At 71.1% G+C, this 13293-nt stretch carries 12 protein-coding genes; 6 read left to right on the top strand and 6 right to left on the bottom strand.

Annotated features, from left to right (window positions below; translation table 11 throughout):
* From N4G66_RS41570 to N4G66_RS41545, 6 genes are all read right to left on the bottom strand, one after another.
* On the bottom strand, positions 1–1025 hold a 1025-nt coding region (locus tag N4G66_RS41570), incomplete at its 3' end, for an ACP S-malonyltransferase (RefSeq protein ID WP_261709507.1).
* Positions 1026–1239: 214 nt separating this feature from the next.
* Positions 1240–1461: a response regulator transcription factor gene (locus N4G66_RS41565; protein ID WP_261709506.1), complete on the bottom strand. Its 222-nt coding sequence runs from the start codon at positions 1459–1461 to the stop codon at positions 1240–1242.
* Positions 1462–1897: 436 nt separating this feature from the next.
* A complete protein-coding gene (locus N4G66_RS41560; protein ID WP_261709505.1) occupies positions 1898–3100 on the bottom strand; it encodes an MFS transporter in 1203 nt (400 codons plus the stop codon).
* 168 nt (positions 3101–3268) lie between these two features.
* On the bottom strand, positions 3269–4387 hold the full coding sequence (locus N4G66_RS41555) for an NADH:flavin oxidoreductase (protein ID WP_261709504.1): 1119 nt from the start codon (positions 4385–4387) through the stop codon (positions 3269–3271).
* Between the two features lie 103 nt (positions 4388–4490).
* Positions 4491–6101 carry an MDR family MFS transporter gene (locus N4G66_RS41550; protein WP_261709503.1) on the bottom strand — a complete coding sequence of 537 codons (1611 nt, stop codon included), beginning with the start codon at positions 6099–6101 and terminating at the stop codon, positions 4491–4493.
* Positions 6102–6131: 30 nt separating this feature from the next.
* A complete protein-coding gene (locus tag N4G66_RS41545) occupies positions 6132–6731 on the bottom strand; it encodes an NADPH-dependent FMN reductase (protein ID WP_261709502.1) in 600 nt (199 codons plus the stop codon).
* A 118-nt stretch (positions 6732–6849) separates the two neighbouring features.
* Here N4G66_RS41545 and N4G66_RS41540 point away from each other — a divergent pair, with 118 nt between their 5' ends.
* From N4G66_RS41540 to N4G66_RS41515, 6 genes are all read left to right on the top strand, one after another.
* On the top strand, positions 6850–7587 hold the full coding sequence (locus tag N4G66_RS41540; RefSeq protein ID WP_261709501.1) for a TetR/AcrR family transcriptional regulator: 738 nt from the start codon (positions 6850–6852) through the stop codon (positions 7585–7587).
* A 130-nt stretch (positions 7588–7717) separates the two neighbouring features.
* Positions 7718–8578: a hypothetical protein gene (locus tag N4G66_RS41535; protein WP_261709500.1), complete on the top strand. Its 861-nt coding sequence runs from the start codon at positions 7718–7720 to the stop codon at positions 8576–8578.
* A gap of 333 nt (positions 8579–8911) precedes the next feature.
* On the top strand, positions 8912–10399 hold the full coding sequence (locus tag N4G66_RS41530; protein WP_261709499.1) for an FAD-dependent monooxygenase: 1488 nt from the start codon (positions 8912–8914) through the stop codon (positions 10397–10399).
* A 13-nt stretch (positions 10400–10412) separates the two neighbouring features.
* The gene (locus N4G66_RS41525; RefSeq protein ID WP_261709498.1) at positions 10413–10739 is read left to right on the top strand and encodes a TcmI family type II polyketide cyclase; all 327 of its coding nucleotides are present in this window, start codon (positions 10413–10415) and stop codon (positions 10737–10739) included.
* A complete protein-coding gene (locus tag N4G66_RS41520) occupies positions 10736–12016 on the top strand; it encodes a beta-ketoacyl-[acyl-carrier-protein] synthase family protein (protein WP_261709497.1) in 1281 nt (426 codons plus the stop codon). The genes N4G66_RS41525 and N4G66_RS41520 overlap by 4 nt, the downstream gene beginning before the upstream one ends.
* Positions 12013–13239: a ketosynthase chain-length factor gene (locus N4G66_RS41515; protein WP_261709496.1), complete on the top strand. Its 1227-nt coding sequence runs from the start codon at positions 12013–12015 to the stop codon at positions 13237–13239. The genes N4G66_RS41520 and N4G66_RS41515 overlap by 4 nt, the downstream gene beginning before the upstream one ends.
* Positions 13240–13293 lie beyond the last annotated feature (54 nt).

Below are 13293 nucleotides of genomic sequence, written 5' to 3'. Positions count from 1 at the left end.
GGTTCCGGCTCCGCCGGGCCCGCGGGGGTACCGGCGGAGGCGGCCAGTCCCGCCCGGACACGTGCGACGAGCCGCGTGCCGTAGGTGGCCCAGAACCGCTCGAAGGTGTCGGGTGCGTCACCGCCGGGCAGGCCGGCGAGGGCCCGCTCCACAGCGAGCCGTCCGTCCGCCTCCAGAGTGAAGGTCGAGCGGATCGTGAGGTCGCCGGCGTCGGGCAGGACGCGTGCGACACACCGGCCGAGGGAGCCCAGGCCGCCCGCCTCGACGAACGTGGTGACGCCGTCGTCGTAGAGACCGCGTACCGTTCCGCGGAAGTCGACCGGCCGGACCAGGTGTTCGGCGAGCAGTGCCGCGAGGTCGTCGTCCGCCCGGTAGGCGCGGCGCAGGATCGGCGAGTACACGTCCGTGGCCGGGGCCTGCCGGAGCAGGCCGCGGATCCGGGCGGCGAACGGCGCCCGCACCGGTTCCAGCGCCGGGTTGTGGAACGCGAACGGCGAGGCCAGCAGCATGCCCCCGGCGTTCAGTTCGCGGGCCACCCGCAGCGCGGCGGCGACGGAGTGCTCGGGGCCGCTGATCACCGTCTGCCGGTCGTGGTTCTCGGCCGCCACCACCACGGCCGGGTCGTCTAGGAGGTCGAGCAGCTGCCGGGTCCGCTGCCCGTCGAGCGTCAGGGCCGCCATCCTTCCCGCCGGCAGGTCCGCCTCCTCCAGGGCGCGCAGCCGCTCCGCCACGACGCGCGCGCCGTCCTCGACGGAGAACGCCCCGGCGGCGACGAGCGCGGGTATCTCGCCCATGCTGTGGCCCACGAGGATCCGCGGTCGCATTCCGTTCTCCTGCAGAATGCGCCAGGCAGCGACATCACTTGCGTAGACGGCCAGTTGGGAAACCCAGACGGGCTGTTTCACCAGGTCGTCCGCGGTGAGCGGAGCACCGTCGAAGAGTACGGCGGAAACCGCGTTACCGAATGTTTCCTCCGCCACCGCGTCAACGGCCTTGAAAGTCTCGCCGACTTGCTGATACTTCATTCTGGCGGCATTGAGCGCCGCACCGTCGAATCCACCCTGTCCCGGAAAGAGAATCGCCGATCCCTCTGCCGTCATCCCCGTTTTCACTCCACTCGGCTTGAACCGTGAAATCTGTTGCGGAATACGAGACTTGAGGAGCGTGTATATGTACACCAGGAGTCAACCATCGGACCGGCGGGCAGCGCACCGGACCAAAGTACACTTGACGGTTGCACTAAGCGGAGTTGCTCGCGACCCGGTGCGTGTAGGCCTGGGCCACCAGGCCGGCCTGCAGCCGCGAGTCCAGTTGCAGCTTGGCGAGGATGCGCGTGACATGCGACTTCACCGTGCGCTCGGTGACGTAGAGCGACGTCGAGATCCCCTGGTTCGACAGGCCTCTGCCGAGCAGGATGAAGACGTCGAATTCCCGGTCGGTGAGTTCCTCGATGCGACGCACGGGATCTTCGACCCAGTTGGCTCCGCTTTCACCGATGAGTGAGCTGATGCGTCTCCATTCCTGTCCGGATTCCTCTCTGTCGTCGGTCGTCTCACGCCAGGTTTCAGAGAGTAGGGCGTACAACAGTCCCCCTTGCTGACCAGCGGGGAGCGGATCGGGCGTCCCCAGGAAGCGTGCAACCTCGTGCGGCGTGCGCGGTAGATCACCGGATCAGTACTGATCGGCGACTGTCGGGGCAACGCCGGAGAGCCACTCCGTCCGGGGCGGGGCCGTTGACCGGATCTCATGGATTCGATGGCCGCTCGACCGGGGCTGTTCCCGTAAGAACCGGGAAATTCAAACCGGTCCCGTAACCGGAGCTTCCCGCTACCGTAGCAAGACCTGGTCGCGATTTTCTATGGCCGCATGGAGAAATTGCCGTGATGTGTGAATCCGGTCAACGGACGGCCCCGCTCGGGGAGTCGGGGAGGGGCACGGCGCCGTCGGCCGACGCCGTCGCGGACTCCTCCCGGCGCCGGATGATCCTGTGCGCCAGCTCGGCGCTGCACAGGCCGAGGGCGAGGAACACCACGCTGATCAGACCGAGTCGATGGGCGCCCACGAGATGGAGACCGGCCGCGCCGATGACACCGGACAGCGCGACGCCGAGGTAGGTCGCGGTCGCGTTGAGCGCGATCGACAACGGAGCTCCCGCGCCGGACACGGAGATCAGCCGGTGCTGCTGCGGGACGAGCACGCCGAAGCCGCACACGCCCCACACCGCGACGGCGAGCAGCGCACTCGGCAGGCCGGACCCGCTCCAGGGCATCAACGCGAAGTCGACGACGCAGGCCAGCAGGGCGACGGTCAGTACCCTGCGGGTGCCGAAGCGGTCGGTCAGGCTGCCGGCGGTCAGGTTGCCGGCCGTGGCCGCGAGGCCGAAGACGACGAGCAGGAGCGCGAGGCGGTTGCCGCTGCCGCCGGTCGCCCGGTCGAAGGAGAGGCTGATGTACGTGTAGACGGTGTACAGCCCGGTCAGGGTGAGCAGAGTCGTCGACAGAACCGTGGCGATCCGGATGTCGCGCAGGGGCGCGAGCCGTCGGCGCAGGCCGACAGCCGGCGGCCGGGGCGTTTCCGGGAGCAGGGCCGCGACGCCGAGGGCCGCGACGACGCCGAGGGCCGCCACTCCCCAGAGGGAGAGCCGCCAGTGGCCCGCGCCGCCGAGCGCGGTGCCCAGCGGAGCGCCGAGCGCGGTCGCCGCGCTCAGTCCCGCCACCACGAGGGCCAGCGCCCTGCCCCGCTGCTCCGGTGGGACGAGCCCGGTCGCCACGACGGTGGCGGCCGGCGTCACCACGGCGGCCCCGGCGGCGGCCACCAGCCGGCCGGCCATGGCGACGCCGTAGACGGGAGCGACGGCGACGATCACGTTCCCCAGGGTGAAGACCAGCAGCGCGGTCACCAGCAGCCGACGCCGCGGCCAGGACGCCGTGGCCGCCGCCAGCACGGGCGAGAGCAGGGCGTAGGCCAGCGCGAAGAAGGTCACCAACTGCCCGGCGACCGACGCCGAGACGTCGAGGGATCGGGAGATGTCGGGCAGGATCCCCGCGATGAGGAAACCGTCGGTGCCGACGGCGAACGTCGCCGACGTCAGAACGAACAAGCGTGGGTTCACCTGGATCCTCCGATTTTCCGGACATGCAAGCACGCGGGCGGCCGCGGTGGCACCGGACTTACGTACACATCTGCTGCACCTGAGCGGCCCGTCGCCCCGGAGGTCCTCCGGGGCGACGGGATCATCGGCCTGCGGTCGGGCAGGCGGCCGTACGGCTCAGTGGAGGCTGCCGACGAGGCCCGCATGGAAGGGGGTGAGTTCGTCGACGCGTCCGGCGAGGACCTTCTCCAGCCACTCGGGATCCCCGAGCAGGGCGCGGCCGACCGCCACGAGGTCGAACTCGTCGCGCTCCATGCGGTCGAGCAGCTCGCCGATGTCCGTGACCGTGGCCTGCTCGCCCTGGAACACCTGGAGGAACTCGTTGCTGAGGCCCACCGAGCCGACGCTGATGGCGGGCTTGCCGGAGAGCTTCTTCGCCCAGCCCGCCAGGTTGAGGTCGGAACCCTCGAACTCCGGGAGGTGGAAGCGCCGGGTGGAACAGTGGAAGGCGTCGGCGCCCGCGTCGGTCAGCAGGCCGAGCATGGCCTCCAGTTCCTGCGGCGTCTCGGCGACCCGCGCCTGATAGTGGTTCAGCTTCCACTGGGAGAGCCGGAACGAGATCGGGAAGTCGTCGGAGACGCTCTCCCTGCAGGCGGCCACGACCTGGGCGGCGAAGCGGGTGCGGCCGACGATGTCGCCGCCGTATGCGTCGGTGCGCCGGTTGGTGTGGGACCACAGGAACTGGTCGATCAGGTAGCCGTGGGCACCGTGGATCTCGACGCCGTCGAAGCCCAGCGCCTCGGCCGACGCCGCGGCCGTGGCGAAGGCGGCGACCACGTTGTCGATGTCTGCCTGGGTCATCTCCCGGCCCGACTTCGTGCCGTCCAGGGCGATGCCCGAGGGGCCGATCCGCGGGGCGTCGGGGACCGGCGGATTGCCCGCGACGCGGTCCATGCCGACGTGCCACAGCTGCGGCATGATCCGGCCGCCCGCCTGATGGACGGCCTCGGCCACAGCCGACCAGCCGGCGAGCGCCTCGTCGCCGTAGAAGTGCGGAACCCGGGCGCTGCTGCCCGCCGAGTCATGGCCGACGAGGGTGCCCTCGGTGATGATCAGACCGACTCCGGCGGCCGCCCGCCGGGCGTAGTACCGCGCCACGTCGTCGCCCGGAACGCCGCCGGGGGAGAACTCGCGTGTCATCGGGGCCATCACGACGCGGTTGGGCAGCGTGAGGCCTCCCAGGGAGAACGGACGCACCAGGACGTCCCTGACACGTTCGACGGAATTCTTGGGCATGGTGTTCGCCTTCGATGAGGGCCGACCGCACGGCGACGGGGGATTCGGACCGTGCGGTCGGCAGCTTGGGTGGGTGGGGACCTGACCCCTGTCGGGGGCGCGTTCAGTCCCCGGGAGGGGTCAGGGCGGAGTCCTTCCCGGCGCCGACCCCGGCTCCGGCGGTCGGCGTCCCGGCGGCAGGCGTCGCGGCTGCCTCGGGGGTCGGCGTCGCGCGGACGAACCACGCGGTGCCGAACGCGATCGCGGACAGGACCGCCGCGCCTACCAGGACGCCGTGCAGACCGCTGCTGACGGCGTCCTCGACGGCGTCGCGCATCGCGGTCGGCATGTCCTTCAGCAGCGCCGGGGTCAGTCCGCCGCCTGCGGTCAGCCGCTCCGCCGTGCCGGAGCCGAGCCGCTCGGCCAGCACGTCGCTCATGCGGCTGCTCTGTACGGCGCCGAGCACGGCGACCCCGAGGGAGCCGCCGATGGTGCGCACCAGCGTGACCGTGCCCGTGGCCGCGCCCATGTCCCGCGGGGTCGCGTTGTTCATGGTGGTCACCATGGTGCTCTGCATCAGGGCCCCGACTCCCACCCCGATGACCAGGGTGAGCGCGGAGGCCGCGACGAGCGGGGTGTCCGTGCCGAGCAGGAGCAGCAGCAGCGCCCCGGCGAAGGTGACGGCGCCGCCGGTGAGCGGCACGGCACGGTCCAGGCCGCCGCCGTCCATCAGCCGCCCGATGATCAGCTGGGCCGTCAGCATGCCGAGCATCAGCGGCAGGATGAGCAGGCCGCTGGCCGTCGACGAGGAGCCCTGGACGAACTGCATGTACTGCGGGAGGTAGTTGACGACGGAGAAGAGGACGGCGCCGGCCAGGAAACTGAGTACCTGGGCGAGGGTGAAGTCCCGGCGTGCGAAGAGCCGGGGCGGCGTGATCGGTTCGGCCGTGCGCAGTTCCACCCGGACGAACCAGGCCAGGCTCAGCACGACGACCACGGCGAGCCCGGTGATCTGCCAGGACGTCCAGGCGTACGTGGTGCCGGCCCAGCCGGCCAGCAGGGTGATGGCCAGGATGCCGGTGGTGAGCAGGGCCGTGCCGAGGTAGTCGATCCGTCCCGTGGCGCGGCCGGCGGGCAGCCGTACACCCTTGGCGATCGCCAGCAGCGCGACGAGGCCGATGGGCACGTTGACGTAGAACGCCCAGCGCCAGCTCATGTAGTCGGTGATGAATCCGCCGAGCAGGGGGCCGCCGACGAACGCGACGGGCATCATGACGCCCACCGTCGACTGGATGCGGCCGCGGTCCTGCGCGGGCACCACCGCGCCGATGACCGAGAGCGCGCCGACCATCAGGCCACCGGCGCCGAGGCCCTGGAGGCCACGGAACGCGATGAGCTGTCCCATGCTCTGCGCCAGGCCGCACAACACCGTCCCGACCAGGAAGAGGGCCACGGAGTTCATGCAGGCGCCCTTGCGGCCGTAGAGGTCCCCCAGCTTGCCCCAGATGGGAGTGGACGCGGCCATGGTGAGCAGATACGCCGTCACCGACCACGAGAAGTGGTCGAGGCCGCCGAGGTCGCCCACGATCGTGGGGAGCGCGGTGCTGACGATCTGTCCGTCGAGCGTCGCCAGGAAGATGCCGAGCATCAGTCCGAAGACGCCCAGCCGGGGTAGACCGGGCCGGTCGGGCGCGGGAGTGTCGGGCGCGGGAGTGTCGGTCGGGCGGTCGTTCATCGCTGCCCCCAGGGCACGAGTGACGTGGTGTCAGACGGCATACGGGCGGACGCGCCTGGCCTCGCGCAGGGACTGGCCCCACCAGGTGAGCTGGTCGAGCATCGCCTTGGCCGCGACGTCGCAGCCGGGGTCGGTCGGCTTTCCGTCGGCGCCGAAGACCTCGGCGTAGTTGTGGAAGCTGACGGTGTTGCGGATGGTGACCGCGTGCAGCTCCGCGAGCACGACACGGAGCTGTTCGACGGCGCGCAGGCCGCCCGCGAGGCCGCCGTAGGAGACGAACCCGACCGGCTTGGCGTGCCACTGCTCGTTGTGCCAGTCGACGGCGTTCTTCAACGGCGCGGGGAAGCTGTGGTTGTACTCGGGCGTGACGATCACGAAGGCGTCGGCCCGGGCCAGCCGCGGCGACACCGCGCCCAGCTGGGCCACGACCTCGTCACTGGGGGCCTGCCCGAACGCCGGGAAGACGGTGGGCAGAGGTGTCTCGACGAGGTCGATCAGGTCGACCTCCATCTCCTCGCGCTGGGCGATGTGTCCGGCGATCCAGTCCGCGACGACCGGACCGAACCGCCCGTCCCGGGTGCTGCCGATGATCACCGCGGTCCGGAGGGTGTCGTCAGTCTCGTCGGCCATGGAGGACTCCTCGGTGTGTGTACGCCGTATCGTTCTCGTACAACGTACACAGCCGAGTGTACGTTGTCCACTACTGATACGCTGTACACAGCACCGTTCGTCGGAAGGAACCGAAGCGATGGCCGCCCAGGAGAGACCAGCAGCGAGCGAGGACAAGGACCACGTCTCCGTGTGGGAGCGCCTCGAACAGCCGACGCCCGCCCCGCGCACCACCCTCACTCCCCTGCGGATCGCCAAGGTCGCCGTCGGCGTCGCCGACGCGGAGGGACTCGACGCGGTCACCATGCGCCGCCTGGCCACCGAACTCGGCGTCGCCCCCATGGCCGCGTACCGCTACGTGACCGGCAAGGACGAGCTCCTCGAGCTGATGGTCGACTTCGTGTACGCGGAGCTGGAACTGCCCGACGGCAAGGAGGGCTGGCGCGCGACCATGCGGTCCGTCGCCCTGCGGATAAGAGAGGTCCTGCTGCGGCACTCATGGGTGACGCGGGCGACCTGGTGCGCGCCGACCCCGAACCAGCTGGCGGTGCCCGAGGCCGTTCTGGCCGCGCTCGACGGCCTCGGACTCGACGCGGACACCGCCATGGCGGTCTACAGCACCCTCACCGCCTATGTGCACGGCGCCGTGGACACGGAGGTCGGGCTGACGCAGATGCTGCGCGTCCGCGGCTGGTCCACCCGGGAGGAGGCCCGTGCCGGACTGGCCTCGCAAATGGCCTGGCTCATGAGCACGGGCCGTTTCCCGATGTACGCGCGCTACATCAGCGAGGCCCGGCGCAAGGACGATCAGCAGTGGCAGTTCGAGGCCGGTCTGGACTCCGTCCTCGACGGCATCGCGGCGCGCCTGTCGATCTGAGGACATCGCCAGGACAGGTCGGTGCGGAAAACCGTAGGCCCGCTACAGAGAAATTACATGAAGCGGGCCTTTGCTTGTCCGTTCACCAATTGCGGAAATAGATTCGCCCCACTTAGAAGCGGTGGGGGAAATGACTTACAAATTCGCGGACACCACACGGACCACTCGTACGACGACCTCGGAACCGACGGAGTGCGACGGCGCCGCGTGCCGGCGCCTCGAAACCGGCGGGCGCGCCCGGGAACTGGCCGTCGCCGGCACCCGGCTCTGCCCGACCTGCCGGCTCCGTCTCACCCGCGACCTGCGGCGGCTCCCGCGCCTGCACGACGAGTGCGGACAGCTGCTCACCGGCGCCGACCAACCGCGCGACCGCACGTCCGGCGGCGGCTCGGCATCGGGCCTGCCCTTCAACACGGCGGCCGCCGAGGCCCGTTCGGGCATCGTCGGGACCCTGCGGTCCTGGGGTGCGCTGGTGGTCCAGGAGCGGGGCGTCGCCGCCCCGCCCGACACCCCGGCCCAGATCACGGACTTTCTGCTGCGGCACTCCGCCTGGCTCCTCCAGCACGAGGCCGCCGGCGAGCTGTCCGCCGAGGTGGCACGGTGTGTACGCCGGGCCGGCCGGGTCATCGACCCGACGCCGCGGCGCCGGGTCCCGGTCGGCGACTGTGTCGTGCCGGACTGCGGGGGCACCCTGACCGCGACGGCCCGGCCCGGCGGCGCCGACCCCGCGGTGGAGGTCGGCTGCGACACCGCGCCGGCACACCGGTGGTCCGGGCAGGAGTGGCTGCGCCGGGACGGCCGGCCCGGCGCGGAGCGCACCGAGCCGGCCGTGCGCTGGATGACGGCCCGGGACATCGCGGCGCTGTGGGGCACCGCGCCGGGCAGCGTCTACCGCCACGCCAGCGAGGCCCGGTGGCGCCGCCGCGCCGTCAGCGGCCGCACCTACTACCACGAGCAGGACGTCCACGCGTCGCTCGGCGCCCGCGCCTGACAGAGGCCCGCGCCGACGGAAACCGCCAAACGGCTCCACCAGGGTGAACCGCCCCTGGTGGAGCCCTTTTTTTTGTTGACCCTCGCCGTACCCCGAAAAGCACGCTTGACAAATCCCTGACTCAAACGTGTCGTTGCACTGGAAAAAGGGTGTTGACATCCGCGAGGATTCCGAAGAAGCTCTTCATTAGCTTCCGCAGCACTGTGTCGATTCACCGGGTGCTCAGTCACCGCACACAGTCACTGCAGAAAAGCATCAAGCGGCGCACCGATGTCCCATTCCGGTGCGCCGCTTCGTCGTATCGACCATTCCGAAGCCCCGGAGGACACATCCATGGACGCTTCCGTCATCGTCGCCGGCGCAGGTCCCACCGGACTCATGCTCGCCGGGGAACTACGGCTTGCGGGAGTCGACGTCATCGTGCTGGACCGGCTTCAGGAGCGCACCGGCGAATCCCGCGGGCTCGGCTTCACGACCCGGACGATGGAGGTCTTCGACCAGCGCGGACTGCTGCACCGCTTCGGCGACATGGGCACCAGCAACGCCGGCCACTTCGGCGGTCTGCCGGTCGACTTCGGCATCCTCGACAGCATTCACCAGGCCGCCAAGACCGTGCCCCAGTCGGACACCGAGACGCTGCTCGAGAACTGGGTGCGCGAGCTCGGCACCGACCTCCGGCGCGGCCACGAACTGGTCACCCTGCACGACCACGGCGACCACGTCGAGGCCGAGGTACGCGGTCCAGGAGGCGAGCAGAGCCGGCTGACGGCTTCCTACCTGGTGGGGTGCGACGGCGGCCGCAGCACCGTACGCAAGGCCTCCGGCTTCGACTTCCCGGGCACCGCGGCGACCATGGAGATGTTCCTGGCGGACATCAAGGGCGTGGACCTGGCACCGCGGCTGATCGGCGAGACGTACAGCGGCGGCATGGTCATGTGCGGCCCGCTCGGCGACCGCGGCGTCACCCGCATCATCGTCTGCGAGCGCGGCACGCCGCCCCGCCGGCGCACCGAGCCGCCCTCGTACGCGGAGGTCGCGGCGGCCTGGCAGCGGATCACCGGCATCGACATCTCGCACGCCGAGCACGAATGGGTCAGCGCGTTCGGCGACGCGACGCGGCTCGCCACCGAGTACCGGCGGGGCCGGGTGCTGCTCGCCGGGGACGCCGCGCACATCCATCTGCCGGCCGGCGGCCAGGGCATGAACACCGGCATCCAGGACGCCGTGAACCTCGGCTGGAAGCTGGCCGCCGTGGTCCGCGGCACCGCCCCCGAGGAACTGCTGGACACCTACCACGGTGAACGGCACGCGGTGGGCGAGCGGCTGATGATGAACACCAAGGCACAGGGCCTGCTCTTCCTCAGCGGCGACGAGGTCCAGCCGCTGCGCGACGTGCTGGCGGAACTGATCCGGTACGAGGAGGTCAGCCGCCATCTCGCCGGCATGGTGAGCGGCCTGGAGATCCGCTACGACGTCGGCCGGGGCCACCACCCGCTGCTGGGTCTGCGGATGCCGCACCTGGAGCTGGTCGGCGACCGGGGCAAGACCAGCAGCACCGAACTGCTGCGCGCGGGGCGGGGCCTGCTGCTCGACCTGGCGGACAACGGCGTCCTCCGCGACCGCGCGGCCGGGTGGTCGGGCCAGGTGGACATCGTGACCGCGGAGCCGCACGGCGTGGCGGCCGACGGTCCGCTCGCCGGCACGTCGGCGGTGCTGGTGCGTCCCGACGGGCATGTGGCCTGGGCCGCACCGGGCAGCCATCACGACCTGCCCATGGCACTGGAGCGCTGGTTCGGCCCGTCCGGCACCCAGCAGTCCTGACAAGGAGACACTCATGCACAGCACATTGATCGTGGCCCGGATGGAACCCCGTTCGGCCGAGGACGTCGCCCGCCTCTTCGGCGAGTTCGACGGCACCGACATGCCGCAGAGAATGGGCACCCGGCGCCGACAGCTCTTCACGTACCGGGGCCTCTACTTCCACCTCCAGGACTTCGACTCCGAGGACGGCGGCGAACGGATCGAAGCGGCCAAGGAGGACCCCCGGTTCGTCGGGATCAGCGAGGATCTCAAGCCGTTCATCACCGCCTACGACCCCGCCACCTGGCGCTCCCCCGCCGATGCCATGGCACAGCGTTTCTACCACTGGACCTCGCTGTGAGTGGGCCGTACGGCCGACGGGTCGTCATCACCGGCATCGGCGTCACCGCGCCCGGCGGCGTGGGCGCCAAGAACTTCTGGAGCCTGCTGTCCGACGGGCGCACCGCGACGCGGCGCATCAGCTCCTTCGACCCGTCCCCGTTCCGCTCGCAGGTCGCCGCCGAGGTCGACTTCGACACCGAGCTGCTGGGTCTCGGCGCCCAGGAGGTGCGGCGCATGGACCGGGCCGCGCAGTTCGCGGTGGTCACCGCGCGGGAGGCGGTGGCGGACAGCGGACTCGAGTTCGACTCCCTCGACCCGCACCGCACCGGCGTGACCATCGGCAGCGCGGTCGGCGCGACGATGGGGCTCGACGAGGAGTACCGGACCGTCAGCGACAGCGGACGGCTCGAACTCGTCGACCACGAGTACGCGGTCCCGCACCTCTACAACTACCTGGTGCCCAGCTCCTTCGCCGCCGAGGTGGCCTGGGCGGTGGGCGCCGAGGGCCCGACCACGGTGGTCTCCACCGGCTGCACCTCCGGCCTCGACGCCGTGGGCTACGCCGCCGAGCTGATCCGCGAGGGATCGGCCGACGTCATGGTGGCCGGCGCGGCCGACGCCCCGATCTCGCCCATCACCGTGGCCTGCTTCGACGCGATCAAGGCCACCACATCGCACAACGACGACCCGCAGCACGCCTCCCGCCCGTTCGACGGGACCCGCAACGGGTTCGTCCTGGGCGAGGGTTCGGCCGTATTCGTACTGGAGGAACTGGACAGCGCGCGGCGGCGCGGCGCCCATGTGTACGCGGAGATAGCCGGGTACGCCACGCGCAGCAACGCCTTCCACATGACGGGTCTGCGCCCCGACGGTCGCGAGATGGCCGAGGCGATCCGGGTCGCCCTGGACGAGGCGAGGCTCGCCCCGCAGGCGGTCGACTACGTCAACGCGCACGGTTCGGGCACCAAGCAGAACGACCGGCACGAGACCGCCGCGTTCAAGCGCAGCCTCGGCGAGCACGCGTACGCCGTGCCGGTCAGCTCCATCAAGTCGATGGTCGGGCACTCGCTGGGCGCCATCGGCTCGATCGAGATCGCCGCGAGCGCGCTGGCGATGGAGAACAACGTCGTGCCGCCCACCGCCAATCTGCACACGCCCGACCCCGAGTGCGATCTCGACTACGTGCCGCTCACCGCGCGGGACTGGAGGACCGACGCCGTGCTGTCCGTGGGCAGCGGCTTCGGCGGATTCCAGAGCGCCATGGTGCTCGCCCGTCCCGATCGGAGGGCCGCATGAGCGCGTCCCGCGTCCGGGTCGCCGTCACCGGGCTGGGCGTGGTGGCGCCCAACGGCCTGGGTGCTGAGGCCTATTGGGCGGCGACCCGCAAGGGAAGCAGCGGCATCGGCCGGATCTCACGTTTCGTCCCCGACCAGTATCCGAGCCAACTGGCCGGTGAGATAGAGGGGTTCGAGGCGGCGGAGCATCTGCCGGGCCGGTTGCTGCCGCAGACCGACCGGATGACCCAGCTCGCCCTGGTGGCCGCCGACTGGGCGTTCGAGGACGCCGCGGTGCGCCCCGGGGAGCTGCCCGAGTTCGAGATGGGCGTGATCACGGCCAGCTCGTCGGGCGGCTTCGAGTTCGGCCAACGGGAGTTGCAGGCCCTGTGGAGTCAGGGCAGCCGGTACGTCAGCGCCTACCAGTCGTTCGCCTGGTTCTACGCCGTCAACAGCGGCCAGATCTCCATCCGCAACGGTATGCGCGGCCCGAGCGGCGTGGTCGTCAGCGACCAGGCGGGCGGGCTCGACGCGGTCGCCCAGGCGCGGCGGCAGATCCGCAAGGGCACCCGGCTGGTGATGTCGGGCGCCGTCGACGCCTCGATCTGCCCCTGGGGCTGGGTCGCCCAGATGGCGAGCAACCGGCTGAGCACGAACAACGACCCGGAACGGGCCTACCTGCCCTTCGACGCCGCGGCGAGCGGCCACGTGGCCGGCGAGGGCGGCGCCCTGCTGGTCCTGGAGGAACTGGAGCAGGCCCGGGCCCGGGGCGCGAAGCAGATCTACGGCGAGATCGCCGGATACGGCTCCACACTCGACCCCCGGCCGGGCAGCGGGCGTCCCTCGGGTCTGCGCAAGGCCGTCGAACTGGCCCTGGCCGACGCCGGGGCCACGCCCCGCGACATCGACGTGGTGTTCGCCGACGCGGCCGCGATCCCCGAGCTGGACCGGATCGAGGCGGCGGCGATCACCGAGGTGTTCGGGGCCCGCGCGGTGCCGGTGACGGCGCCCAAGACGATGACCGGGCGCCTCTACTCGGGAGCGGCTCCCCTGGACCTCGCCGCCGCGTTCCTCGCGATGCGCGACGGCGTGATCCCGCCGTCCATCGGCGTCTCCCCCGCTCCCGAGCACGACCTCGACCTGGTCGTCGGCCAGGAACGGACCGCCGCCGTGCGCTCCGCCCTGGTCATCGCCCGCGGCCACGGCGGTTTCAACTCCGCGGTCGTGGTGCGCGCCGCCGCATAGGGCCCTGCCCTCCGGCGAGCGGCGACGGTCACCCGGCTCGCGGAGGACCGGCGT

It is taken from the genome of Streptomyces rhizosphaerihabitans (assembly GCF_025399795.1).
GTDB lineage: Bacteria > Actinomycetota > Actinomycetes > Streptomycetales > Streptomycetaceae > Streptomyces > Streptomyces rhizosphaerihabitans.
This window is presented reverse-complemented; position numbering and strand designations above follow the sequence as displayed.

Coding starts and splice junctions, on each gene's coding strand:
- N4G66_RS41555 (WP_261709504.1), bottom strand. CDS start 4,387: ATGCCCAAGAATTCCGTCGAACGTGTCAGGGACGTCCTGGTGCGTCCG.
- N4G66_RS41550 (WP_261709503.1), bottom strand. CDS start 6,101: ATGAACGACCGCCCGACCGACACTCCCGCGCCCGACACTCCCGCGCCC.
- N4G66_RS41545 (WP_261709502.1), bottom strand. CDS start 6,731: ATGGCCGACGAGACTGACGACACCCTCCGGACCGCGGTGATCATCGGC.
- N4G66_RS41540 (WP_261709501.1), top strand. CDS start 6,850: ATGGCCGCCCAGGAGAGACCAGCAGCGAGCGAGGACAAGGACCACGTC.
- N4G66_RS41535 (WP_261709500.1), top strand. CDS start 7,718: ATGACTTACAAATTCGCGGACACCACACGGACCACTCGTACGACGACC.
- N4G66_RS41530 (WP_261709499.1), top strand. CDS start 8,912: ATGGACGCTTCCGTCATCGTCGCCGGCGCAGGTCCCACCGGACTCATG.
- N4G66_RS41525 (WP_261709498.1), top strand. CDS start 10,413: ATGCACAGCACATTGATCGTGGCCCGGATGGAACCCCGTTCGGCCGAG.
- N4G66_RS41515 (WP_261709496.1), top strand. CDS start 12,013: ATGAGCGCGTCCCGCGTCCGGGTCGCCGTCACCGGGCTGGGCGTGGTG.